21 protein-coding genes and 1 tRNA gene are annotated in these 25,290 nt (G+C 62.8%); 11 read left to right on the plus strand and 11 right to left on the minus strand.

Annotation, left to right across the window (positions count from 1 at the left end):
* Nucleotides 1-35: 35 nt before the first annotated feature.
* The 3 genes from ACEN8U_RS20470 to ACEN8U_RS20480 form a co-directional block, all read right to left on the minus strand.
* The gene (locus ACEN8U_RS20470; protein WP_013588861.1) at nt 36-530 is read right to left on the minus strand and encodes a peptidylprolyl isomerase; all 495 of its coding nucleotides are present in this window, start codon (nt 528-530) and stop codon (nt 36-38) included.
* A gap of 188 nt (nt 531-718) precedes the next feature.
* Entirely contained in the window at nt 719-1,303 is a 585-nt protein-coding gene (locus ACEN8U_RS20475) for a peptidylprolyl isomerase (protein WP_015003139.1), read from the minus strand.
* A gap of 48 nt (nt 1,304-1,351) precedes the next feature.
* On the minus strand, nt 1,352-2,260 hold the full coding sequence (locus tag ACEN8U_RS20480; protein WP_041745531.1) for a tetratricopeptide repeat protein: 909 nt from the start codon (nt 2,258-2,260) through the stop codon (nt 1,352-1,354).
* A 284-nt stretch (nt 2,261-2,544) separates the two neighbouring features.
* Here ACEN8U_RS20480 and cysS point away from each other — a divergent pair, with 284 nt between their 5' ends.
* From cysS to ACEN8U_RS20515, 7 genes are all read left to right on the plus strand, one after another.
* Nucleotides 2,545-3,942, plus strand: a complete 1,398-nt coding sequence (gene cysS / locus ACEN8U_RS20485) for a cysteine--tRNA ligase (RefSeq protein ID WP_015003137.1) — start codon at nt 2,545-2,547, stop codon at nt 3,940-3,942.
* A gap of 47 nt (nt 3,943-3,989) precedes the next feature.
* A complete protein-coding gene (locus ACEN8U_RS20490) occupies nt 3,990-5,084 on the plus strand; it encodes a DNA-3-methyladenine glycosylase family protein (RefSeq protein ID WP_015003136.1) in 1,095 nt (364 codons plus the stop codon).
* 123 nt (nt 5,085-5,207) lie between these two features.
* The gene (locus tag ACEN8U_RS20495; protein WP_015003135.1) at nt 5,208-6,179 is read left to right on the plus strand and encodes an acetyl-CoA carboxylase carboxyltransferase subunit alpha; all 972 of its coding nucleotides are present in this window, start codon (nt 5,208-5,210) and stop codon (nt 6,177-6,179) included.
* Nucleotides 6,180-6,237: 58 nt separating this feature from the next.
* Nucleotides 6,238-7,719, plus strand: a complete 1,482-nt coding sequence (gene tilS, locus ACEN8U_RS20500) for a tRNA lysidine(34) synthetase TilS (RefSeq protein ID WP_015003134.1) — start codon at nt 6,238-6,240, stop codon at nt 7,717-7,719.
* 395 nt (nt 7,720-8,114) lie between these two features.
* Complete coding sequence (locus ACEN8U_RS20505; protein ID WP_013588854.1) at nt 8,115-9,365, plus strand: aspartate kinase; 1,251 nt, start codon at nt 8,115-8,117, stop codon at nt 9,363-9,365.
* Nucleotides 9,366-9,553: 188 nt separating this feature from the next.
* A tRNA-Ser gene (locus ACEN8U_RS20510) sits at nt 9,554-9,647 on the plus strand.
* A 358-nt stretch (nt 9,648-10,005) separates the two neighbouring features.
* Nucleotides 10,006-10,641: a class I SAM-dependent methyltransferase gene (locus ACEN8U_RS20515; RefSeq protein ID WP_015003133.1), complete on the plus strand. Its 636-nt coding sequence runs from the start codon at nt 10,006-10,008 to the stop codon at nt 10,639-10,641.
* 109 nt (nt 10,642-10,750) lie between these two features.
* On the opposite strand, the gene ACEN8U_RS20520 is transcribed toward ACEN8U_RS20515, so the two are convergent.
* From ACEN8U_RS20520 to ACEN8U_RS20555, 8 genes are all read right to left on the minus strand, one after another.
* Nucleotides 10,751-11,044: a DUF971 domain-containing protein gene (locus ACEN8U_RS20520; RefSeq protein WP_015003132.1), complete on the minus strand. Its 294-nt coding sequence runs from the start codon at nt 11,042-11,044 to the stop codon at nt 10,751-10,753.
* Entirely contained in the window at nt 11,041-12,045 is a 1,005-nt protein-coding gene (locus ACEN8U_RS20525) for a HEAT repeat domain-containing protein (protein ID WP_015003131.1), read from the minus strand. Before ACEN8U_RS20525 ends, ACEN8U_RS20520 begins: the two co-directional genes overlap by 4 nt.
* Before the next feature lie 39 nt (nt 12,046-12,084).
* A complete protein-coding gene (locus ACEN8U_RS20530; RefSeq protein ID WP_015003130.1) occupies nt 12,085-12,351 on the minus strand; it encodes a ferredoxin family protein in 267 nt (88 codons plus the stop codon).
* A 12-nt stretch (nt 12,352-12,363) separates the two neighbouring features.
* Nucleotides 12,364-14,103, minus strand: a complete 1,740-nt coding sequence (locus tag ACEN8U_RS20535) for a fumarate reductase/succinate dehydrogenase flavoprotein subunit (protein WP_015003129.1) — start codon at nt 14,101-14,103, stop codon at nt 12,364-12,366.
* Nucleotides 14,100-14,909: a GntR family transcriptional regulator gene (locus ACEN8U_RS20540; protein WP_015003128.1), complete on the minus strand. Its 810-nt coding sequence runs from the start codon at nt 14,907-14,909 to the stop codon at nt 14,100-14,102. The genes ACEN8U_RS20535 and ACEN8U_RS20540 overlap by 4 nt, the downstream gene beginning before the upstream one ends.
* 171 nt (nt 14,910-15,080) lie before the next feature.
* Nucleotides 15,081-16,268: a porin gene (locus ACEN8U_RS20545; protein ID WP_015003127.1), complete on the minus strand. Its 1,188-nt coding sequence runs from the start codon at nt 16,266-16,268 to the stop codon at nt 15,081-15,083.
* Nucleotides 16,269-16,327: 59 nt separating this feature from the next.
* Nucleotides 16,328-18,751, minus strand: coding sequence for a TIM-barrel domain-containing protein (locus ACEN8U_RS20550; protein WP_015003126.1), 2,424 nt, complete (start codon nt 18,749-18,751; stop codon nt 16,328-16,330).
* Nucleotides 18,752-18,769: 18 nt separating this feature from the next.
* Nucleotides 18,770-20,056 (minus strand): MFS transporter, encoded by a 1,287-nt coding sequence (locus ACEN8U_RS20555; RefSeq protein ID WP_015003125.1) that lies wholly within the window; start codon nt 20,054-20,056, stop codon nt 18,770-18,772.
* Nucleotides 20,057-20,621: 565 nt separating this feature from the next.
* Here ACEN8U_RS20555 and ACEN8U_RS20560 point away from each other — a divergent pair.
* The 4 genes from ACEN8U_RS20560 (at nt 20,622) to ACEN8U_RS20575 (ending at nt 25,290) form a co-directional block, all read left to right on the plus strand.
* A complete protein-coding gene (locus tag ACEN8U_RS20560; RefSeq protein ID WP_015003124.1) occupies nt 20,622-20,969 on the plus strand; it encodes a hypothetical protein in 348 nt (115 codons plus the stop codon).
* Between the two features lie 241 nt (nt 20,970-21,210).
* Nucleotides 21,211-23,082 (plus strand): extracellular solute-binding protein, encoded by a 1,872-nt coding sequence (locus ACEN8U_RS20565; protein ID WP_015003123.1) that lies wholly within the window; start codon nt 21,211-21,213, stop codon nt 23,080-23,082.
* A 64-nt stretch (nt 23,083-23,146) separates the two neighbouring features.
* Nucleotides 23,147-24,184: a microcin C ABC transporter permease YejB gene (locus ACEN8U_RS20570; RefSeq protein ID WP_015003122.1), complete on the plus strand. Its 1,038-nt coding sequence runs from the start codon at nt 23,147-23,149 to the stop codon at nt 24,182-24,184.
* The gene (locus ACEN8U_RS20575) at nt 24,184-25,290 is read left to right on the plus strand and encodes an ABC transporter permease (RefSeq protein WP_015003121.1); all 1,107 of its coding nucleotides are present in this window, start codon (nt 24,184-24,186) and stop codon (nt 25,288-25,290) included. Before ACEN8U_RS20570 ends, ACEN8U_RS20575 begins: the two co-directional genes overlap by 1 nt.

Consider the following 25,290-nt stretch of genomic DNA (forward strand, 5'->3'; position numbering starts at 1 on the left):
GTCTTTCAGTTTTTCCAGTCGAGGCGCGTGCGCGATCAGTCGACGATCACGGCCTTTTCGATCACGACGTCGTCGACCGGCACGTCCTGATGAAAGCCCTTCGAACCCGTCTTGACCTTCTTGATTTTCTCGACGATGTCCATGCCTTCGACCACCTTGCCGAAGACCGCATAGCCCCAGCCTTGCGGCGTGGGCGACGAGTGGTTCAGGAAGTCGTTGTCGTTCACGTTGATGAAGAATTGCGCGGTGGCCGAATGCGGGTCGTTCGTGCGAGCCATCGCGATCGAGCCGTTCACGTTCTTCAGGCCGTTGTTCGCTTCGTTGTTGATCGGCTCGGCCGTCGGCTTCTGCTTCATGCCCGGTTCGAAGCCGCCGCCCTGGATCATGAAGCCGTCGATCACGCGGTGAAACACCGTGTTGTCGTAGTGGCCGGCCTTCACGTAGTTGAGGAAGTTCTCAACCGACTTCGGTGCCTTCTCGGCGTCCAGTTCGAGTTTGATGACGCCGTGGTTCGTATGCAGTTCAACCATGATGGAATCCTTTGATGAACGGTTTGGGTGGAGAGGACGCGGCGCGCCGTCGTGCGCTTTTCGATCTTGCTGCGCTTCGATGCTTGTCATGCATTGACGGCGGGCCGCGGTGGCGTGAGTTCGACGCGTCTATCCTTGCGTAACCTGTTGCGCTAGTTACTGCGTTGTTGACTGCCGCTGCTTACGTGTTACTTGCTGCCGACGACCGTGGCCGATTCGATCACGATCGGCTTTTGCGGCACGTCGCCCATCGGCCCGCGCGTGGTGGTCGGCGTGGCTTCGATCTTCTTCACGACGTCCATGCCGCTCGTGACCTTGCCGAACACGGCGTAGCCGTTGCCGTCCGGGTTCGGATAGTCGAGGCCGGCGTTGTCCACGGTGTTGATGAAGAACTGCGCGGTGGCCGAATTCGGGTCGCTGGTGCGCGCCATGGCGAGCGTGCCCGCCGTGTTCTTCAGACCGTTGCGGCTTTCGAGCGGAATCGGCGCGCGCGTGGGCTTCTCGGCGAAGCTCTGCGTGTAGCCGCCGCCCTGAATCATGAAGCCGCGAATCACGCGATGAAAGATCGTGCCGCTGTACTGACCGGACTTCACATAGTCGAGAAAGTTCGCGACGGTTTTCGGCGCTTTCTCAGGATACAACTCGACGCGAATATCGCCTTCCGACGTCTTGAGGAGGACGGACGGATGCGCGGCTTGCGAACCGGACTGGGCAAACGCGGAGGCGTTTGCGATCAGGGCGGCGCTGCCGAGCGCCAACATCAACCATTTCATGAAGATCCTCAGGGTTGGAAAAAACGTGTGACCGCGAGTTCGGCGGCGTTAGTGCGAGGGCGCCATGTAAGGCGGCATGGCGAGCGAGCCGGGTGCGCCGCCGTACTGGAAGTTCGGCGTTTGCGTCATGTCCGCGGTGGCGCCGGCCGTGGCGTTTGCCGGTGCTGCAGCGGCCCGTTTAGGCGCTTTGACCGACGTGGGCGGCGACACGATTTTCTGGATGTCGGCCAAGCGCTGCGCGGTCGTGGCGCTGGTCTTGCCGAGGCTTTGCGCGCGCCGGTACGCTTCGTTGGCCATGCGCAGATACAGGTCGCCGAGGTTCTCATAAGCAAGACCGTAGCCCGGATTGACCTTGGTCGCCGTTTCGAGCGCGGCGCGTGCTTCGACGTAGCGGCCATGCTTCGCGTACAGCGCTGCGAGATTGTTGTACGGCTCGGGCAGCTCGGGGTACAGCTGCGTGAGCTCGGTGAACGCGGTGATCGCTTCGTCGTCGCGATTGAGGTGCGCGAGTACGGTGGCGCGTTTGAATTTGGCCTGGGCGTCGCGCGGATTCGAGGCGATGCGCGCATCGAGTTGCGTCAGCGAGGCCTGCCAGTCTTTCTGCGCGATGGACGCGTCGATTTCCGGCGTGTTGTCGCGCACGGCCGGACCTTGCGGCATGGTGGGCGTTTTCTGCGCGAAGGCGGCGGCGCCCGGCAGCATGCCGAGTGCGAGGGCCACCGTGACACGCAGCGTGAACGCGCGCGCGAAGCCGCGTGCCACGTTGCCGCGAGCGCCTTGCGGGACGTCGTGCGTCGAGGTGGCACGCGAGGCACCAGACAACGCTGCAAACGTGCCTGCAAACGCGCCACTCAATGCGGCGCCAAACGTGGCGCCAAACGGGGCACCAAACGTGGCATCAAGCGCCGTTGCGCCGAGGGTCGCAGCGCTGCGCGCGCGGCCGCTGGAAGGTTTCATAGGCTCGGGTCTGGATGTTATACTCCGAGCCATTCTAACAAAAGGTCTGCGCGTTCCGTCGAACCGCCGGCTGTCTTTTCGCCACTCGTGGTCGTCTCCGCCTTGATAGCAGCCTGACCGCCGCACCAGGTGCACCGGTTTGCTGCTGTGCGTGTCCCAACAGCCGGGCAATAGTCTGCTCAGAGCCGGGCAGAGTCAGGCAACAGTCCGTCTGCGCCGTTTGCTTCGCGGGCGGCACGCACGCAACACATTGCGGATTTCTTTCGGCCCACGCACCGCTCTCTATGGAATCACTGCGCATTTACAACACGCTCGCGCGTGACAAGCAAACTTTCGTGCCGCTGCAAGCAGGCGTCGTGCGGATGTACGTCTGCGGGATGACCGTGTACGACTATTGTCACGTGGGTCACGCGCGTGTCATGGTCGTGTTCGACATCGTGCAGCGGTGGCTGCGCACGCTCGGCTACGACGTGACGTACGTGCGCAATATCACGGACATCGACGACAAGATCATTCGTCGTGCCGTTGAAAACGGCGAGACGATCAAGTCGCTGACCGATCGCTTCATCGCGGCGCTGCACGAAGACGCGGACGCGCTCGGCATCGCGCGGCCCGACATCGAGCCGCGCGCCACCGACTTCATCCCGCAGATGCTCGGCATGATCGAGACGCTCGAGGCGAACGGCTACGCGTATCAGGCGAAAGACGGCGACGTGAACTACGCGGTGCGCAAGTTTGCGGGATACGGCAAGCTCTCCGGCAAGTCGCTCGAAGATCTGCGCGCGGGCGAACGCGTCGCCGCGAACGACGCTAAAGAAGACCCGCTCGACTTCGTGCTGTGGAAGCAGTCGAAAGCCGGCGAACCCGCCGACACCGGCTGGGATTCGAAGTACGGCCGCGGCCGTCCGGGTTGGCATATCGAATGCTCGGCCATGGGCTGCAGTTTGCTCGGCGAACATTTCGACATTCATGGCGGCGGCCAGGATCTGCAGTTCCCGCACCATGAAAACGAAATCGCGCAAAGCGAAGCTGCGACCGGTCAACCCTTCGTGAATTATTGGATGCACAACGGCTATGTGCAGATCGACAATGAGAAGATGTCGAAGTCGTTGAATAATTTCTTTACGATTCGCGAGGTTTTGGCGCAGTACGATGCCGAGGTCGTGCGGTTCTTCATCGCACGCGCACATTACCGTTCGCCGCTGAACTATAGCGACGTGCATATCGACGACGCCCGCAACGCCCTCGGCCGCCTCTATACGGCGCTCACGGACGTCGCGCCGGACGGCGCCGCGCTTGACTGGAACGAAGCGCATGCGCAGCGTTTCCAGGCCGCCATGAATGACGACTTCAACACGCCGGTTGCAGTGTCGGTGTTGTTCGAGTTGGCAACAGAAGTGAACCGCACGCGCGACCCCGCGCTGGCCCGTCAGTTGCGCTCGCTGGGCGCGGTGCTCGGGCTGCTCGGGCGCGAGCCGCGTGCATACCTGCAGCAGGCAGCGGGCGCGGCGGTAGAAGGCGCGCTCGACCCCGCCGCGATCGAAGCAAAGATCGCCGAGCGGGTCGCCGCCAAGCAGGCGAAGGACTATGCGGCAGCAGACCGGATCCGGGCCGAATTGCTCGAGGCCGGCGTTGCACTTGAAGACAAACCCGGCGGGTTAACCGAGTGGCGGCGCGTGTGAGCGCACCTCGTACTTCCCTCTGAACGACTCGCCAGGCAGGAGGCAGGATGGCAACGGCCACGAAGACGCCGGCTAAACGGGCCGCGTCTCAAACAGGCGCGGCAGCCGCGGCAAAACCGACTCGAACGTCGGCGCGCACGGCAAGCGGCGCGGTAAAGGCAGCATCGTCGAAAGGCGCGGGGGCGGCGGCGAAGAGCGCGGCTGGCGCGTCGAAGAAGAGCACCGTCAAGCGCGCGCTGAACGGCGCATCCGTGCCTGTGCCCGCGCCTCGCGCGGCGGCCACGAAGCGCGCGAAAGCGTCGTCAGCCACGGCTGCGCGTGCAAAGGCGACGAGCGGCAACGGCGCGTTGCCTCCCGAACTCGCAGGCGACGTGCAGGAACTCGCGCGCGTTGCAAAGACGCAAGAAGGCCAGGAAGGCGAAATCGTGCGCAAGACGCGCGCGTCGTCGGCGGCGGGCGGGGAAGCGGCGAGCGCGACCGAGGTCGCGGTGCCGGTGCAGATCGCCGGCCTCGCGCCTGAGGCCACGCGTCCCGATTACTGGGACAAGGCATGCGCCGACCTCGTCAAGCGCGACCGCATTCTGAAGAAGCTGATTCCGAAGTTCGGGCCCGTGCATCTGCTGAGCCGCGGCGATCCGTTCGTCACGCTCGCGCGCTCGGTGGTCGGTCAGCAGATTTCGGTCGCGTCCGCGCAGGCCGTGTGGACGAAAGTCGCGGCGGCCTGCCCGAAGCTCGTGCCGCAGCAGTTCATCAAGCTGGGCCAGGAAAAACTGACGGCGTGCGGTCTCTCGAAGCGCAAGGCGGAATATGTGCTCGACCTCGCCCAGCATTTCGTGTCGGGTGCGCTGCACGTCGGCAAGTGGCAGTCCATGGAAGACGAGGCGGTGATCGCCGAGCTCACGCAGATTCGCGGCATCGGCCGCTGGACGGCGGAGATGTTCCTCATCTTCAACCTGTCGCGTCCGGACGTGCTGCCGCTCGACGACCTGGGTCTGATTCGCGCCATCAGCGTCAATTACTTCAGCGGCGAGCCGGTCACGCGTAGCGAAGCGCGCGAGGTCGCCGCGAACTGGGAGCCGTGGCGTACCGTCGCCACCTGGTATATGTGGCGTAGCCTCGACCCGCTGCCGGTCGACTACTGAAAAAGAGAAGTGTTGCCGCTTTCAAGGCTATCAAACGTTAGGTTTTGATAGTTGCGAAGTGGTTTAGACATCGGCGAGCGCGGTTAGAATACGCGCTGCCGGTAAGTCCAAGGATTAAAACCAATGAAGACCACCTTTCTGGATTTCGAACAGCCGATCGCTGAACTCGAAGCGAAGATCGAAGAATTGCGCTTCGTGCAGGACGATTCGGCCGTCGATATTTCGGAAGAGATCGAGCGGCTGTCGAAGAAAAGCCAGCAGCTCACGAAAGATCTGTACGCGAACCTCACGCCCTGGCAGGTTTCGCAAATTGCCCGTCATCCGCAGCGCCCGTACACGTTCGACTACGTGAACGAGCTCTTCACCGACTTCCACGAATTGCACGGCGACCGCAGCTATGCGGACGACCTGTCCATCGTCGGCGGTCTGGCGCGATTCAATGGCCAGGCCTGCATGGTGATCGGTCATCAGAAAGGCCGCGACACGAAGGAGCGCGCGCTGCGCAACTTCGGCATGCCGCGTCCCGAAGGCTATCGCAAGGCCGAACGGCTGATGCGCCTCGCCGAAAAATTCAGCTTGCCGATCTTCACGTTCATCGACACGCCGGGCGCCTACCCGGGCATCGGCGCGGAAGAGCGCGGGCAGTCGGAAGCCATCGGCCGCAATCTGTATGTGATGGCCGAACTGAAGACGCCGCTCATCGCGACGATCATCGGCGAGGGCGGTTCGGGCGGCGCGCTGGCCATTGCGGTCGGCGACAGCGTGCTGATGCTGCAATTCTCGACCTATTCGGTAATTTCGCCGGAAGGCTGCGCGTCGATTCTGTGGAAGAGCGCGGCCAAGGCGCCGGAAGCGGCCGAGGCGCTGGGCCTCACCGCGCATCGGCTGAAAGCGCTCGGTCTCATCGACAAGATCGTCAACGAGCCGCTCGGCGGCGCGCATCGCGACCCGAAGGGCATGGCTGCGCTGCTGCGCCGCGCGCTCGCCGATTCGCTGCGCCAGTTCCAGGGCATGAGCATCAACGACCTGCGTCAGCGCCGTTTCGAACGGCTCATGGCGTACGGCAAGTTCAAGGAAACGACGCCGGGCGCCTGAGCCCGCGCGCCTTTTCTTTCGTCCATCGGCGCACACGCGTTCCTACTGCGCTAGCGACGTGACTTCCACTGCGAAATCGCCTGCCGACCACCTCGTTCTCGAGGCGGTCGGCGCAGCGCTTGGCGCGCTTTCCGCGGATGCGCGCATCGGCATTGCGTTGAGCGGCGGTGTCGATTCGAGCGTATTGCTGGATGCCGCCGTGCGCGTCGCCGGGGTGTCGCGTTGCGTGGCGCTTCATGTGCATCACGGCCTGAGTCCGAACGCCGACGCGTGGCTTGCCCATTGCGAGGCGTTCGCGCGCGAGCGTGGCGTCGAGTTCGCGGCGCGTCGCGTCGACGTGTCGCGCGATGCCGGCGTGAGCGTGGAGGCCGCCGCCCGCGACGCGCGTTATCGCGCGCTGGACGCGCTGTGCGCGGAGCGCGGCATTCATTCTCTATGGCTCGCACAGCACGCGGACGATCAGGCCGAAACGGTGCTGCTGCAACTGTTGCGCGGCGCGGGCCTGGCGGGCCTCGCGGCAATGGCGCCGGAGCTCTCGCCCGAGGGCGCCGCGGCAAAGCGCGTGCGGCCCTTGCTTCATGTGCTGCGCGGGCAGATCGAGCATTACGCGAGCGCCCGGCATCTGCGCTGGATCGACGACGAATCGAACGCGGACACACGCTATGCGCGCAACGCGCTGCGCCACGAAGTCACGCCCGCGTTGACGGTCCACTTCCCGGGCTTTCGCGATGCGCTGGCGCGTACGGCGGCGCATGCGGCGGCGGCGCAGCGCTTGCTCGACGCGCTCGCGCGCATCGACCTGGAGGCGGTCTCGCGCGACGGTGGCCGCGCGCTCGCGCACGACGCGCTGATCGCGCTCGATGACGACCGGGCGCTCAATCTGCTGCGCTACTGGATGCGCCAGCAAGGCTTTATCGCAGCGTCGAGCGCGCGTCTTGGCGATGCGCTGCGTCAACTGCGTGAAGTCAGCGCGGACGGCGACGGACATCGACTGCGCATCGACCATGCGGGGCATGCGTTGCGCAGCTATCGCGGACTCGTGTATTGGGAAGCGGGCGACAGCCGCGATCCCGCCGACGAAAGCACATTCACCGAGCGCGAGATCGGCGAACTGGCCTGGCAAGGCCAAGCGATCTGGCGCTTGCCGCAATGGCGCGGCACGTTCATTTTCCAGCCGGTCGACGCCTCGATCACGGACCGCGCAAACACGGCCGACACGGCCAACACGCCCAACCCCGCGGCTGACGACGCGATTCCCGCGAGCCTGCTTCGACGAGCAGTGCTGAGTGCGCGTTCGCGCACGGGCGGCGAGCGCATGCGTACGAGCGCCGCGCCGGGCGCGCGCAGTCGAACGCTGAAGAACCTTTTTCAGGAACGCGGCATTCCCGCGTGGAAGCGCGACGTGCCGTTGCTTTTTCTCGGCGATGAGCTGCTGTTCGTGCCTTTGCTTGGCGTGAATCGCGCGCTGTTGCCGAGACCAGTGGCGCCTGACGAAGCACGTGTGACGATTGTGTGGCGCGAGGACCTGCTGATCGCCTGACCGGCCGGTCGGCTACCGTTGCGGCGACCTGGCCGCATACGAAATAGGGTGCGATTGTGCCTGCAAATAACGCCTTCCGCCCAGCTCCGACAGGCGTTCCGAGCGTTGTCCGCGAGCGGCGCCGAGGCCTTTGCGGCTTGTCTTTTTGCGCCTCTTCAGGTACGTTAACTTGTTTGCCCGACCCGCTTTTGCCGTCGCTTTTGTCGGTTTTCCGATCGTGATCCGAGTTTTCCGGTAAGCCATTAGCGATCAATCACGGGCAAATCCGCGCGTGCTGCACGCGCTGCATCTACGCCGCCACACACTTTGCCGCCGTTCACGAGACGTTGCGCCCCTGTGCTTTTGTGCGGTCGTCGCAAGCGCCAGCGCGGTTTCTCCTTCAGTTCAGAACGACAATGGCACTCATCGTACATAAATACGGCGGCACTTCGATGGGCTCGGTCGAGCGCATCAAGAACGTCGCCAAGCGCGTCGCGAAATGGCATAAGGCCGGTCACAAGATGGTGGTCGTGCCGTCGGCAATGTCCGGCGAAACAAACCGCCTGCTCGGCCTCGCGAAAGAGATCACGACCCAGCCGAGCCCGCGCGAACTCGACATGATCGCCGCGACCGGCGAGCAGGTCAGCTCGGGCCTCCTCGCCATCGCGCTGCAGGAAGCCGGCGTCGACGCGGTCAGCTACGCCGGCTGGCAAGTGCCGGTCAAAACGGATAGCGCATTCACGAAAGCGCGCATCAGCGAAATCGACGGCGAGCGCGTGCTGCGCGATCTCGAAGCGGGCAAGGTCGTGGTGATCACGGGCTTCCAGGGTATCGATCCCGAGGGCAACATCACGACGCTCGGCCGCGGCGGTTCGGACACGTCGGCGGTCGCGGTCGCGGCTGCGTTGAAGGCCGACGAGTGCCTGATCTACACGGACGTCGACGGCGTGTACACCACCGACCCGCGCGTGGTGGAAGAAGCGCGCCGGCTCGATCGCGTGACGTTCGAAGAAATGCTGGAAATGGCAAGCCTGGGTTCCAAGGTGCTGCAGATCCGCTCGGTGGAGTTCGCCGGCAAATATCAGGTCAAGACGCGCGTGCTGTCGAGCCTGACCGATCCGCTCATCCCGCTCGACGCTGAAATGAAGTCGGGCACCCTGATTACTTTTGAAGAAGACGAGACCATGGAAAAAGCAGTCATCTCGGGCATCGCGTTTCAGCGCGACGAAGCTCGCATTGCCGTGATGGGTGTGCCCGACAAGCCGGGCATCGCGTATCAGATTCTCGGCCCGGTGGCGGACGCGAATATCGACGTCGACATGATCATCCAGAACCAGAGCGTCGAGGGCAAAACCGCGTTCACGTTTACCGTGGGCCGCGGCGATTACCAGCGCGCCATGGACATTCTCACGAATCAGGTGAAGGGTCACGTGCAGGCCGAGCAGGTGCTGGGCGATCCGAAGGTGTCGAAGGTGTCGGTGGTGGGCGTCGGTATGCGCTCGCACGTGGGCATTGCGAGCACGATGTTCCGCACGCTGTCGGAAGAGGGCATCAACATTCAGATGATCTCGACCTCCGAAATCAAGATTTCGGTGCTGATCGACGAGAAGTATATGGAGCTCGCCGTGCGCGCGCTGCATAAGGCTTTCGAACTGGATCAGGCGTAATTCGATGTAAAGGGCGGGGCGTACAGGAGCGTCCCGTTCGTGGGTGAGTGTCAGTGCGGCCGGGTGAAAAAATTCTCCCTGAATGACGAAATTGGCACAAAAAATGTACGTCAGACATTGACCTTGGCGGTTCGGCCCGCTATTATCTTGGCTTCGTCGCGCTGACTCCCTGCGCGAGCGAAAGTTTGGGAGACGTGGCCGAGAGGTCGAAGGCACTCCCCTGCTAAGGGAGCATCTGGGCCAAAACCTGGATCGAGGGTTCGAATCCCTCCGTCTCCGCCAGAAATGGTGGCGAAACCCCGTAAGTTTAAGGACTTACGGGGTTTTTGTTTTTTGCCGCAAACAATCGCACGGTCAACGTTGAATGATCAACAACTGATCCGCGCACCTCCGCCAATCGGCGCACAATAGACAACCCACGGGCGCTTGCCTTGCACGTGTGAAGGTGTGCGTCACTCGCCAGCGTATGGTCGGAGAAATCGCCCGACACAGTGGCCCGCACATAGCAGCCGGAGTAACGCCCGGCCGCCCGTGGCTGCTTCGGAGCCGCGCGTGGCCCGACACCTGTGCGGCTCGTCTTCCCATAAAGAAAGTGAACTGGTCTGACTGGCTAACTGGTGAACACAAGGCGCCATCCATCTTGATCAAGGTAAGCGGCACTGAAGGCTACGCGGAAGAAGCCGAGGCGCTGATTCGTCAGTGGCGGGGCATGTCATTTGCCGAGCGCCACGCGCCGGTTTTGCACCTGTTGCCGCGGGGGCCGTCGCGCATCCTCGATGTGGGCTCGGGAATCGGCACAGATGCGGCAGCTTTCGCCGCGATGGGACACACGGTCGTCGCGGTGGAACCGGTCGACGAACTGCGCACCGCGGCCATCAACATGCATCGGTGCTCACGTGTGGAGTGGATCGATGACAGCCTGCCCGATCTCCGGACTCTTCGCGCGAGGCAGGAAACATTCGACGTGGTGATGCTCACCGCCGTGTGGATGCACCTCGATGAGGAAGAGCGTCGTCGAGCCATGACGCACGTGAGTGCTCTGATCAAAGACCATGGGTTGCTGGTCGTCTCGCTACGCCATGGACCGGTTCCGGAAGGGCGCCGCATGTTCGACGTCTCTGCGCAAGAGACCATCCAGCTTGCGCGTATGTGCGGTCTCGAAACCGCGCTTCAATTGGTCGTGCCTTCGGTTCAGCCGGGCAATAAAAGCGCCGGCGTGATGTGGACACGGCTTGCCTTCGAGAAGCGCCTTCCGCAATCCACTTTGGGTGGCTAAATGCCGGAAAACGGATTGCTGCAGGGCCGCGCTGCGATTAGCAAGCGTTGCTTGCTGCTTCCTGTTGAATTGCATCTGCAGAACCGTTCGGATAACCAGGTGATCTGCGTCAATCCAACTCTCCCTTTGCCATCCGCTCCAGATAAACCCAAGGGAAGATCCCGCGCTCGTGTCCATCGTCGAACACCAGTTGCAGGCCATAGCCCGTGGGCCGCGCGTCCAGCAGCTTCACATCGGCTCGCGAAAGCGACCAAAGCCCATCGAGCTTGAGCTTGCGGCACCCTGCGCACAGGCAGGCGGCGCGCAGCCCGGCAGACGGCAATTGCGCGGCTGAACCGTCGGGCCAGCGCATCGACAAGGTCCCGCTCACTGCGTCGATTGCTACGGAGTCAGGAACGTTCATCGCGAACGCTCCGCAATTTGACGCAGCGCGATTCGCACGGCCTTGCGAACCTCGGGATCGCCGTCGGCTTCCGCCGCTTCCAGCGCGGCGAGCGTCCCCGCATCGTCGCTACTGCCGATTTCGCCGAGCGCCAGCGCGGCCTCCTTGCGCACGTTGCTGATCGTATGCGAGAGCAACGCGGCGACGGGCGTCGCGCTGGCCGCGTCGCCGATCTGTCCAAGCGCGCGCAGCGCACGTAAGCGCACTTGCCAGTAGGCGTCGTCGAGCGCGTTGACGAGCGCATCGCGCGATTCGGCCACACGCAGCTTGCCGAGCGTCGTCGCGGCCTCTTCGCGTACTTGCCACGCATCGTCATGCAATGCGCCGAGCAGCGCTTCGGTGGTCGCGCGATGCGTGCGCGGCGCAAAGCCGAGCGAAGCGGTTGCGGCCCGCCGGATCGATGCATCGGGGTCGTGCGTCGCCAGCAAAGCCAGCGGGGCGAGCGCGACCGCATTCTTTAGCCATCCCAACACGCCGACGGCTTCGCTGCGCACGGTCGGGTCGTCGTCGGAGAGCGCTTGCAATGCAGGCGCGAGCGCCTCGGCCACGCGTAGTTCGCGCAGCGCGCGCAGCAGTGCCGCGCGCACGAACGAATCCGGCTGCTTCAGCCACTCCAGCAGTATCGCGCCGGAAGACGACTGCTTCAGTTCCGACAGGCTCTGCGCCGCACTCGCGCGCACCACATCGTGCGGATCGAGCAACGCGCCGCATAGTGCCTCCACGACGTCATCGCGTTCCCACGACGCAAGCAGCCGCGCGGCCTCGCTACGCACCTCAGGCGATGCATCGCGCCGCAGCGCATTGACGATGGGCTCGATGACGCAGGCATCCTCGAGATCAGCCAGATCGATCAGGGCGATCCGGCGCACCGCGGCGTCGTCGGACGCGAGGCGAGACAGAAGGGCGGCGGCTTCGGCTGGCACGGCATCGAGCGAGGCGCTCGGATCAATCGAATCGGACATGGGCGGGCGTGAATGGAGAGAGCAGGTTCCGCGCATCGCTTAACGCAGAAGATACGGAATGGACACTTTCACTGCGCCGGTCGGGCAATCCTGCTCGCAAGGCATGCAGTACCAGCACTCGTCGAACTGCATGTAGGCCTTGCCTTTCTTCATGTCGATGGCGAGCAGGTCGAGCGGGCACGCGTCGACGCATACCGTGCAGCCTTTGTCGGCAATGCACCTGCTTTCGTCGATGGTGACCGCAGCCGAACTGCGCTGATAGATATCGTGCGGAGTGAAAACCGCAACGGGTGTCGGCGAGGACATAGGCATGCTCCGTCAGGCTGTGGCGGCGGCGAGCGCGGGCTCGCCGATTCGCAGGTTGCGATAGGCATCGCGGTCTTTGTCGTCGAGCGCGACGATATACGGTTCGACCGCACGCTTTTCGCTGGTCATGCGGCCGTTGGCGTCCTTGCGCAAATGCGTGTGGCAGAACCACTGCGCGTCGTCGCGCGCCGGGTAATCCACGCGATGGTGATAGAGGCCCCAACGGCTCTCGGTGCGGAAAAGCGACGCACGTGCGGCCATTTCCGCGCAATCGCGTATCGCGCGAACCTCGGCGGCGCGCATCAGTTCGTGTGGATTCGCCGCTGCGATCGATTCGATATCCTCACTGATTTCGGCAAAGCGCTGTAGACCGATTTCCATTTTTCGTGTGACCTTCGGCGGTTGCAGGTAGTCGTTCACCATGCGGCGCAGCTTGTATTCGACCTGCGCTGGCGCCAGCCCGTTGTCGCGCGCAAGCGGCGCATAAATGCGCGCGCGCTCGGCCTCGACCTGTTCGTCGTCGACGGTGGCATGCTCGCGGCCCGCCACATATTCCGCCGCATGGTGTCCGGCGAACCATCCGTACGTGAACGCACCGAGCATGTAATTGTGCGGCACGGCCGCCATGTCGCCGGCGGCATAGAGGCCCGGCACGGTGGTCTCGGCGCGCGCGTTCACGTAGACGCCCGACGCGCTGTGCCCGCTGCAAAAGCCGATCTCGGAGATGTGCATCTCGATCATCTGGTTGCGGTAATCGGTGCCGCGTCCCTCGTGAAAGCGTCCGCGGCTAGGGCGCTCGTTCGTGTGCAGAATCTGCTCGATTGTCTGAATGGTTTCTTCCGCAAGATGGTCGAGCTTGAGGAACACGGGGCCGTTGCCGCTTTGCAGTTCCTGGTAGAACTCCCACATCATCTGGCCGCTCCAGTAATCGCATTCGATGAAGCGTTCGCCCTTGCCGTTCGCAGTAAAGCCGCCGAGCGGGCCGGTCACATACGCACATGCGGGGCCGTTGTAGTCCTTGATGAGCGGATTGATCTGGAAGCATTCGAGGTTCGCGAGCGCGGCGCCCGCGTGATACGCCATTGCGTAGCCGTCTCCGGCATTCGTCGGGTTTTCGTAAGTGCCCATCAGATAGCCGGACGCCGGCAGGCCGAGCCTGCCGGCCGCGCCGCAACTCAGCACGACCGCCTTCGCGCGCACCACGTAGAAGTCGGCCGTGCGGCAGTCGAAGCCGAGCACGCCGCTCACGCGGCCCTGCGCATCGGTCAACAGGCGCGTGGCCACAATGCGGTTCGTGATCGCCACGCGCGCGCGTTTCAACTGCCTGTACAGCACTTTCTTGATGTCGTGGCCTTCGGGCATGGGCAGCACATACGAACCCATGTGATGCACCTTCTTGACTGCGTAGTCGCCGTTGCCGTCCTTCTCGAACTTCACGCCCCAGCGGTCCAACTCCTCGATCGTCGTAAAGCTATGGCGTGCATATGCATACACGGCTGCCTGATCCACGATGCCGTCGTTCGCGATCGTGATCTCGCGTGTATATTGTTCGGGCGTTGCGTGGCCCGGAATCACCGCGTTGTTCAGGCCGTCCATGCCCATCGAGATTGCGCCGCTGCGCTTCACGTTGGCCTTCTCGAGCAGCAATACCTTCAGAGAGGGATCGCGTTCCTTCGCCTTGACGGCGGCCATCGGTCCCGCCGTGCCACCGCCGACCACGACGACGTCGTAGTCGAGTACATGGGTATTCATCGTGCCTCCGTTGCGTTTGGGGTGCCTTTTTGCAGGTCTTTTTCGCGATCCACACGCAGCCGGTATTGAAAAGCGTCGCCGCGAAAGTACAGATATTCGAAATCGACCGGCTGCCCCGACGCATCGTGCGTGAGACGCTCGATGCGCAACACAGGGCTGCCTTCCTCGACGCGCAAGGCTTCGACGATGTCGTCGTCGGCGAGAATCGCGTCAATGGAAACATCGGCGTGACCTAGCGGCACGCCACAGTCGTTTTCGAGAATCAGGAAGATGTCGCGCGTCGCCAGGTCGGCGTGGGCGAGGCGCTTGCCGAGCGCTTCAGGCAGCCAGGTCAGTTCGAGCGATACCGGCTCGCGATTGAGGAGCCGTACGCGATGAATCTCGGTCACGGGCGCGCCCTCCGCAATGTTCAGGCGCGCGGCAACGTGACGTGTCGCTTCGACCGTTCGGAAACTGCGCAACTGGTTGACGATTTCATAGCCCATCGACGCCATGGCTTCCGCGAAGCCCTGCAACGACGTCACATTCTGAAAGGCCTTGGGCTTCGAGACGAACGTGCCCTTGCCATGCAGCTTGAAGAGCAGCCCCTCCTTCTGCAGATCGCCGAGCGCCTGGCGCACGGTGATGCGGCTCACGTCGAACAAGCCGCAGAGTTCGTGCTCGGACGGCATCCGCGAAAGAGGCGCATACGTGCCGTCGAGAATGCGTTCGCGCAGTGTGTCCTTGATCTGGGCGTACAGCGGGAGAGAGGTGACCGAGGCGCCTGAAATTGCCGCGGCCGCCGGTACTGGAGTCGTTTTCGACATCGCTCAAACTTGTTATGACAAGATGATGAGGAGTCTAGTAAGACGTGGTCCCGGTTCAAACCAAGTTTTTCTGCTTTGTATTTCTCGTGGCGGAGTTAGATGAGTGGGGGAATGTATGGAAGATGCGCCGCAACGGCGTGCAGCGCATCTTGCCGGCTGCCGAGCGCAGAGCTAAAACGCGTGCCGCAAGCCCACCATGCCGACGAATTGCGAGGGTCCCGACGAAGGCGTCGCGTTCTGCGAGTCGCCGACTACCGCCACTGCGTCGATGATGCTCGTCGCGCTGCTGCCCGCGGCGGCGAGCGTCTTGCCCCACGCGAGTTGATAGGCTTCCAGAGCATAAAGGGTGGTGCGCGTGGAGAGGCTGTACGTCTGTTCCAGCGAAATCTGGTGATAGCGCGCGGGATCGCTGACACCGTTGGCCTTGCTCGCGCGCGTGTAGCTATAGCCGGCGCCGACGATCACGGCGGGCGTGATCCGGTAAGTCGAAATCACGCCATAAGTATTGAATACGCCTTCGCTGGCGAAGAGCGAACCGTGGCCCGGCGCATATTGCACGTTCGAATAGTTGATGCCGACCATCAGATCCTGTGCGGTGTAGCGCGCCGCCGCCGCGAACAGTTGTGCGCTGCGCGCGCTCGCGTAGCCGCTATTCACCGGCGAGTTGATCGCGTAAGTGCCGAGCGCGGCGCTCGTCGCAATGTCTTTCAGCTTGACGTAGCCTGCCGCGACGGCAAACGGTTTGTAGTCGTAGCGGAATGCCGCGCTGAAATGACTGCCGTTCGCGACGCTGCCCGGCACGCCGCCCAGTCCATACTGCGTGCTGAATTGCAGACCTGCGAGTGTAGGCGATAGATAGGTTACCGAATTATTCAGGCGCAGGGTCGTGTCCAGCGCGTCGATGTCGCCGGGATGTGCGCCGGTTGCGCCCGTCAGCACGCCGGTCGGCCCGAGTGCGCCGACCATCTGGAAGTAGGGCGTGTACTGGCGGCCTAGCGTGACGGTGCCGTAGCGGTCATTGCTGAGCCCGACGTACGCCTGCCGGTTGAAGATGAAGCCTGAGCTGCTCTGCGCGCCCGTCAACGAATTGAAGCCGCTTTCAAGGCGGAAAATCGCTTTTGTGCCGTCGCCGAGATCTTCCGCGCCGAGCAGGCCGAACTTGCTTGCCTGGAGGTTACCCTGGCTCATATAGAAGTTCGCATGGCCACGCTGATTGCTAACGTACGTGAACGCGTTGTCCACGACGCCGTAAAGCGTGACGCTGCTTTGCGCCGACGCGCCTGTGCAGAACAGTGCGCCCGCGAGCGGCAGGCAGAACATGACGACCGCGCGGCTCCGCGCGCGTTTCGATGTGAACATGATGGGGAGTCTCCGATCCAGTCTTTCGGTGTTGTCAGTACTACGGAATGAAGCGCGTGTCAGGGCGCGGTGGAAATGGTCAGGCATCGCCAGCCATTGGCGGATTCGTCGTTCAGCAGCGCGCCGCGCTCGCACGTGACCGGCCTCGTCTCGTGCATCGGCACGAATACGCGCAACTCGTCTTGTGTGTGCGGCGTCGAACCCGCGCGTTCCACAGCGATCCGCAAGGCATTGACGTCGCTCGCAATCGTCACGTTCCAGCGGCCTTGGGTGCCCGAGCGCCAGGCTTCGCTTTCGCCGTCGTCCTCGATCGAACCGCCGCGCGCCGTGCCTGCGCCCGCGTGCGGTACGGCGATGAACGCCCGTTCGTCCGCCGGGCGGCCGAAGTGCTGTTGCGCGACGTTCAACGCAATCACGCTGCCCTCGCGCAACAGCATGACAGGCTGCTCGAACGGCGCGGGCAGGCTCACGGTCTGGCCGCCGTTAAACGATTCGCCGCTCCAGTACGACACCCAGCGTGTTCCCGCAGGTAGATACACTTCGCGCGCCGTTTGGCCCGCGTCGACCACGGGCGCGACGAGCATCGAGGAACCAAGCATCATGTCGTCTCCGTCCACAAGGCAGCGCGGGTCGTGCGGAAACTCCGCAAACATGGGACGCAAAACCGGTTCGTATGCGCTGTGCGATTGCCACAGCAGTTCGTACAGATACGGAATCAAGCGGTAGCGCAGTTTGATGAGTGCGGCAATCTGCTGCGTGACTTCCGGATACATCCACGGTTCGTTGACGGTACCGTCGTCGTTCCATGAGTGGATGCTAAAGCGCGGCAGGAAGATGCCGAAGGCGACCCAGCGCGCGAACAGTTCCGGACCCGGGGCGGGGCCCGAAAATCCGCCGATGTCGTGGCCGCTGTTCGACACGCCGGACATTGCGAGGCCAAGACCCATCTTCAGATTGAAACGCAGCGTTTCCCACGACGTGTAATTGTCGCCCGACCAGGTCTGCACATAGCGATGCATGCCGACGCCGCCGGAACGCGAGACGAGAAACGGCCGGCGGCGCGGGGCAAATTCGCGCTGCGCGTCGCGCGAGGCGCGCATCATCAGCTGCGTTTGCAACACCTTGGCCTCATGTGCGGGAAAGGCGCTGCCGAAGCCGTGCGCGATGGCGTCGCGTGTCCAGATTTCGAACTCGTTGTTGTCGTTCCAGGTCGCGGCAATGCCGTGTTTCAAGAGGCTTTCCTTGACGCGCGACTTCCACCAGTCGATCGTGTCGGGATTCGTGAAGTCGAGATACGCGCCGACTTCGTCCCAGAACTGCACCCACGCGGGTTCGCCGTTGCGCGCCTCGATCAGCAAGCCGGCGCTCGCGGCTTCCTCGAATGCGGGGTGATCCTGCAGCAGGCACGGCTTGATATTCGCGCACAGGCGCACGCCATGTTCGAGGTAGCCATTGACGAAACCGTCGATGTCGGGAAACTTCTCGTGGTTCCAGTTGAAGACATAGCGCTTGGCGTCAATCGACGTATAGCCCGAGGACAGGTGAAACGAATCGCACAGCACATCGTGCTCGCTGCATCGTTCGATGAATTCGCCCATGCGTTGCTGTGCGTCTGGCGCGTCCGTGTAGCTCATGGTCGAGCCGGAATAGCCGAGTCCCCACCTGGGCATCCATGCGGGGCGCCCGGTGAGCCACGTGAAGCGGCGCACGGCATGCAAGGGCGTGTCGGCGGAGGCGATGAAGTAGTAGTCGAGGTCGCCATGCGCGGCGACGAAATGGCGATAGTGACCGTGATAGTTATCGAGCTCGCGGCCCATGTCGAAACGGCAATCCGCGAGCGTGTCGTAAAAGAGCCCGAAGCCCGTGCGTGTTTGCGGCTGCCAGGTGACGTAAAACGGTATGTGCTTGTAGAGCGGGTCGGTGGTCCGCGCGTTGTAACCCATCGCGTCGATGTTGCGCATCTCGTACGACTGCGCCGCGCGATCAAGCGACCCCGCGCGCTCGCCGAGCCCGACATATATCTCGTCCTTGCGCCGCTCGATGTAGTGATAGACGCGCTCGTCCCACCAGCCGAAGTTGTACGACTGCGTCTTGCGGTCGTTCATCACGCGGTGCCAGACCGCGTCGCGCAGAATGTCCCAGGCGCAGAAGCCGCCGTCGAGCGTAACGGCAAGGCGGATACATGCTGTCTGCACGACGAGTTGCGCGCCGTCGTTCGACACCTCGAACGCCGACGGCGTGAAACCGCTCATATCGCGGCGCTCGCGGCCTTCGAGCGGAACGTCCTCCGCGCCGGGGGCGATGGCCCAGGTGCGCGGGCCATGCAGTTCTCCGTCGGGCAACACCAGCACGCGGACGATGTCTTCCGCGAGAACGAAGAGTTCGATCCGGCACTGCTCGGGCGAGGTAAGAACCAGGTGATTGCCTTCGTGCGACGCGAGCGCGAAGCGCGGCGGGTGCTTCAGATTCGTGATTGAACGCATGATGGGTAGTCTTTGAAATCATGCAGCCGCGTTCGAGGCCGCATCGGCCTCGCGCGGACGTGCGTCGCGCGAAACGCCGCGCATGAGGAGGATCAGCAGCGTCGCGCCGATGATGTCGAAAGCGCCCAGCGCGCCGAAGAGCGGCGTGTAGCCGATTTTGTCCGCGAGCGCGCCGACCATTAGCGAAAAGCCGAGACCGCCGATCCACGCGGACATGCCCGCAAAGCCGGCAACGGTGCCGACTTCGCCCGGGTCGAAGACGTCGGCGGCGAGCGTATTGACGAGTGCCGAGATCATCTGATGTGCGAAGCCGCCCACGCAGAAGAGTGCGATTGCTTCGTAGGGCGAAGCAACGAGACCGATGCATGCCGGCCCGAGCATCATCAATGCGCCGAGTACGACGCCCGCGATGCGCGACCCGATGAGCGGCACACGCAGACGCTTCATCAGGAAGGGGGACAGGTAGCCGCCGAACAGGCCGCCCAGGTCGGCTGCGAGAAACGGCAGCCATGCAAACAGCGCGATCTGCTTCAGATCCATATGGCGCTGCGTGGCGAGATAGAGCGGAATCCAGAAGCTGAACGTCTGCCATGCGGGCTCCGCGAAAAAGCGGGCTTGCGCGATGGCCCAGAAGCGGCGCGTGCGCAGCACTTCGCGGATGCGGCTGCGGCGCGGCGCCGGCGGGGTCTGACCGCCCATGATCGTTTTGCGCTCGGCCTCGCTGATCCGCGCATGCTCGGACGGCGAACGGTACAGCGCGTACCACGCCGCCGCCCAGACGAAGCCGAGAGCGCCTGTCACGGCGAAGGCGCTTTGCCATCCATAGCGAAGCGACAGGAACACGACGAGCGGCGGCGCGAGCAGCGATCCGAGCGACGTACCCGCGTTGAAGTAGCCCACCGCGACGGATTTCTCGCGATTCGGAAACCACTCGGCGACGACCTTCATGCCGGCCGGGATGGCGACCGCCTCGGTCAGGCCCATCAGGCCACGCAGCGCGGCAAGCGAGAACCAGCCGCTTGCAAAGCCGTGCAATACGCCTGTCAGCGACCACAGGCAGGCAAAGAGGGCGAAGCCGAGGCGCAGACCGATCAGATCGATGATAAGACCGCAGACCGGTTGCATGACGGTGTAACCGACCTGGAAGGCGCCGACCACGTACGAGTACTGCTGGGTGCTCATGTGCATGAGCTTCATCAACTCCGGAGCCATCACGCCGAGCGCGTTGCGCGACAGGTAATTAACGATGGTCCCGAGACATACGAGGCCGATGATCCACCAGCGCAAACCAATGATTGTCTTCACAGTGTGTCTCCGTGTTCGCGTATCCGACCGCAGGGTCTGGTGCAGTTATGCGCGAATTCGAACATTTTTCGATGTTTAGTGTCAGTCATCGTATCACTGAAAGATGAGTTTGATACTAAGGGAAAACCATGTGCAATGACAAGAAACGCCTGATGTAGCGCGGATTTCCTGTCCATGGGGCGTGTCGAGGCTGCTTGAGATCAGACGACTGTTTTGTGCAAATGCTTCAGTAAAATGTTCTTTCGAACATGTCGTTTTCATTAATGAGCAACCCGGCTGACTACTCGTCGCGTGTCCGACTACGTGGCGAAGCGTCAGCTTCAGATTGGAATAATAATTCGGTATCCTGATTAACAGTTTGAGCAGCCCAGAAATACCCCGCTTGGGGGGGCTCCAGGCAGTCATCCATTCCCCACTGGGCAAGCTCAACTTCGGAGCGATGTAACCAGAAATTACCTGCCGCTTCGCGTGCGATCTTATGCATCAGTTATTACAAAGTTGAAATACGCCGCGGGCGGCCTTGCGCTATATTTCCGCCAACAACACATTCTTCCAAGGGTGATCGATGAAGTCCGCTCGTTTTGTTCCGCTTCTGCTCGGGGTTCTGACGTTGGCCGCGTCGGGTGCAGCCATGGCCGGCGGGGTCAACATCGGGGTCAATATCGGCATTCCCGCGCCGGTCTACGTGGCGCCGGCTCCGGTCTATGCACCACCGCCGCCGCCTCCGCCGCCCGTCGTGTATCAGCCCGCACCCGTGTATTACGGCGGACCGGCTATCGTGATCGGCTGGCATGGCGACCGCTACTGGGACGGCCACCGCTATTGGGCGCGCGACGACTGGTATCGTCATCATCCGCCGGGGCGCTATGACTACCGGCGCGATCACTACGATCACGGTCGCGGCTGGCACTGAGCCGCAGCGGCAACCGCAGCGATCCTGAACCGCCCGAATGGGCGGTTTTTTCATGCCTTCGCGCCTTGCCGGGGCGCGCGGCGGACTTACGGTTTGCGCGGGTTTATTGGGTAGAATTCCCTCACCACGCAATTGCCCAATGACCACCAAGGCGCTTATGACAACTGGCTCGCGACGGGTTCCATCGCCTCGTGCACCTCAATGCGTAGTTTCCAGGCCCCCGCGTGTCGGTCCCGCGCTCATGTGGCGTTCATCGCGCAATGCCTGCGTCGCGCTGCTGTGCGCCGCGCTGGCCGCGGCCGGTCTTTTCGCGGCGACGCAAGCGCATGCGGCGTATGCCATTGCCCAGTACGGAGAGCCGAAATATCCGGCGGACTTCAAGCATTTCGACTACGTGAACCCAGATGCGCCGAAGGGCGGCACACTGGTGCTGGCCAATCCGAGCCGCCTGACGAGCTTCGATAAATTCAACCCGTTCACTTTGCGCGGCAACACCGCGCCCGGCGTCGACCTGCTGTTCGAGAGCCTCACGACCGGCAGCAGCGACGAAGTGGCCTCCGCGTATGGACTGCTCGCCGACGACATCAGGATCGCGCCGGACGGCCTCTCGACTACCTTCCATATCAACCCGCACGCGCGTTTTTCGAACGGCGATCCCGTTACCGCGGAGGATGTGAAGTATTCGCTCGACACCCTGAAGAGCCCGCAGGCCGCGCCGCAATTCATGTCGATTTTCGGCCAGATCGTGCGCGCGGTCGTCGTGGATGCGCACACCGTACGTTTCGAATTTCAGCAGCGCAATCGTGAGTTGCCGTTGCTCGCGGGCGGCATGCCGGTGTTTTCGCACAAGTGGGGAATGAAGCCCGACGGCAGCCATATCCCGTTCGATCAACTGGCGTTTGAAAAGCCGATTGGCAGCGGTCCTTATCTGATCGAGCGGTACGACAACGGCCGCACCATCACGTACCGGCGCAACCCGGATTATTGGGGCGCGGCGCTGCCGGTGCGCGTCGGCATGTACAACTTCGAGCGCATCGTCTACAAGCTGTATTCGGATAGCGTCGCGCGGCTCGAGGCCTTCAAGGCTGGTGAATACGACGCGCTTGTGGAGTATGTCGCGCGTAACTGGGTGCGGCGCGACGTCGGCAAGAAATTCGACAGCGGCGAGCTCATCAAGAAGGTGTTCCCGCAGCACAACGGCACGGGTATGCAGGGCTTCATGCTGAACACGCGGCGGCCCCTGTTTCAGGACGTGCGCGTGCGCAAGGCGCTCGATCTCGCGCTCGATTTCCAGTGGCTCAACCGGCAGTTGTTCTTCAATCAGTACGCGCGCATCGACAGTTTCTTTGCCAACACCGATCTGCAGGCGAAGGGGCTGCCGTCGCCGGGCGAACTCGCGCTGCTCGAGCCGTGGCGTGCGAAGCTCGATCCCGCGGTTTTCGGGCCGCCGCCGAAGCAGCCCGACACCGACCCGCCGGGCTCGCTGCGCGCGAACCTGCTGCAGGCGCGCGCGCTGTTGCACGAGGCCGGCTGGCGCTATCGCGACGGCGCTTTGCGCAATGCAAAAGGGGAGCCGTTCGAGTTCGAGATACTCGACGACTCGGGATCGGCCGCGCAAATGGAGCCGATCGTCGCTACTTTCATTCGAAACCTGCAGAAGCTCGGAATACGAGCCACGTTTCGCGTAGCCGATTTCGCGGTCTATCAGAAGCGGCTCGACGCCTTCGACTTCGACACCACGACGATCCGCATGCCGGACGTGCAGGTGCCGGGTTCCGAGCAGATCGAGCGCTTCGGCAGCAAGGCAGCCGATACGAACGGCTCGGACAATGTGATCGGACTGAAGTCGCCGGCTGTCGATTCGATTCTGCGCGCACTCGTGCAGGCGCAGACGCGCGAGCAGCTGCTCGACGCGACGCATGCGCTCGATCGCGTGCTGATGCATGGCTACTACGTCGTGCCGCACTGGTACAGCGCAACGCATCGCGTGGCGTTCAAGCGCGGGCTTGCATGGCCGGCGAGGCTGCCGCTGTACTACGGCGCCGAAGGCTGGATCACGTCGACGTGGTGGTTCGCGAAGCCGCCGCAAGGCACGCAGGCCGCTGCGCAATGACCCGCTGTATCACGCTCGCGCGTTATAGTCGTTCAATCACCGCCCTCGCAATGGAAAGCACGTCATGTGGAGCTACATTCTCAAACGTCTGCTGCTGATGATCCCGACGTTGCTCGGCGTGCTGACGCTGACCTTCATCGTGATCCAGTTCGTGCCGGGCGGCCCGGTCGAACAGATGCAGCATGAGCTGCGCAAGGGCGCCGAGGGCGCAGTGCCGTTCGGCCTGCGCGCGCACAACGGCGTCGACGCGCAGCAGATCGCGCAACTGAAGGCGCTGTACGGTTTCGACAAGCCGCCGCTCGAGCGCTACATGTTGATGCTCAAGCGCTTCTCCACCTTCGATCTGGGTCAGAGCTATTTCCGGCATCAGAGCGTGTGGTCGCTCATCGTTTCGAAGCTGCCGGTGTCGATCAGCATCGGCTTGTGGACGTTTTTTCTCACGTATCTGATCTCGGTGCCGCTCGGCATTGCGAAAGCGGTGCGCAACGGCTCGCGCTTCGACATCGCGACGAGCCTTGTCGTGCTGATCGGTTACGCGATTCCGGGCTTCGTGCTCGGCGTGCTGCTACTCGTGTTATTCGGCGGCGGCACGTTTTTGCAGCTCTTTCCGCTGCGCAATCTCACATCGGATAACTGGTCGCAACTGAGCCTGGTGGGCAAGGTGCTCGATTATCTGTGGCATATCGCGTTGCCGATTACGGCTTCGGTGGTCGGCAGTTTCGCGGTCGTGACGATGCTCACCAAGAACGCCTTTCTCGACGAGATTCGCAAGCAGTACGTATTGACCGCACGCGCAAAAGGTCTTTCCGAGAAACGCGTGTTGTGGAAGCACGTGTTTCGCAATGCGATGTTGCCGTTGATCGTCGGCTTTCCGGCTGCGTTTATCGGCGCTTTTTTCACAGGCAGTCTGCTGATCGAAACGCTTTTTTCGCTCGACGGTCTCGGCTTGCTGTCGTATGAGTCCGTCGTGCGGCGCGACTATCCGGTCGTGCTCGGCACGCTGTATCTCTTCACGCTGATCGGCCTTGCGACCAAGCTCGTTTCCGATCTTTGCTATGTGTGGGTCGATCCCCGCATTCAATTCGAACAACTGGAACGCTGATGAATCGAGCCCGCCTTTCAGCCGATGCAGCGGCCCGCACGGAGCCCGCGCGCGCGTTCGTCTCGCCTTCGCCCGCGCGCCGCGTATGGCAGCGGTTTCGCCAGCAACGGCTTGGCTACTGGAGCCTGATCGTGTTTGTCGCGGCCTTCGCGGCGAGCCTCGCCGGTCCGCTGTGGTCCAACGACAAGCCGCTCGTGGTGCGCTATGACGGCCACTTGTATTTCCCGCTCTTTCACACTTACGCGGAAACCACGTTCGGCGGCGATTTCCCGACGCCCGCGGATTATCTCGACCCGTATATCAAGCAGCGTTTCGATGCGCCGGGCAATTTCGCCGTGTACCCGCCGAACCATTACTACTACGACACGCTCAACTATTTTTCGAAAGCACCGAACCCCGCGCCGCCGTCGCGCGAAAACTGGCTCGGCACCGACGATCGCGGCCGCGATCTGTTTGCGCGCCTGCTATACGGCTTTCGCGTGTCGGTGGAATTCGGTCTCGTGCTGACATTCATCGGCACGATACTCGGCATCGCGGCCGGCGCCGTCCAGGGTTATTTCGGAGGACGTACGGATATCATCGGGCAGCGCCTGATCGAGATCTGGAGCGCGATGCCCGAGCTTTATCTGCTGATCATTTTCTCGTCCATCTTCGAACCGGGTTTCGTTCTGCTGATCGTGCTGCTTTCGCTGTTCGGCTGGATCGGCTTGTCGGACTATGTGCGCGCGGAGTTTCTGCGCAATCGCCAGCAGGATTACGTGCGCGCGGCGAAGGCCATGGGGCTGTCGAACTGGCAGATCATGTGGCGGCACGTGCTGCCCAACAGTCTCACGCCGGTCATCACGTTCCTGCCGTTTCGCATGAGCGGCGCGATTCTCGCGCTGACGAGTCTCGATTTTCTCGGCCTCGGCGTGCCTTCGCCGACACCGAGCCTCGGCGAACTGCTCGCACAGGGCAAGGCGAATCTGGACGCTTGGTGGATCTCGCTGTCGACCTTCGGTGTGCTGGTCACGATGCTATTGCTGCTGACGTTCATGGGCGACGCGCTGCGCAACGCGCTCGACACCCGCATCTCCGATGCGATGCGCGCCGGAGGTAATCAGTGA

The sequence above is a fragment of the Paraburkholderia phenoliruptrix genome (assembly GCF_047325075.1).
Lineage (GTDB): Bacteria > Pseudomonadota > Gammaproteobacteria > Burkholderiales > Burkholderiaceae > Paraburkholderia > Paraburkholderia phenoliruptrix.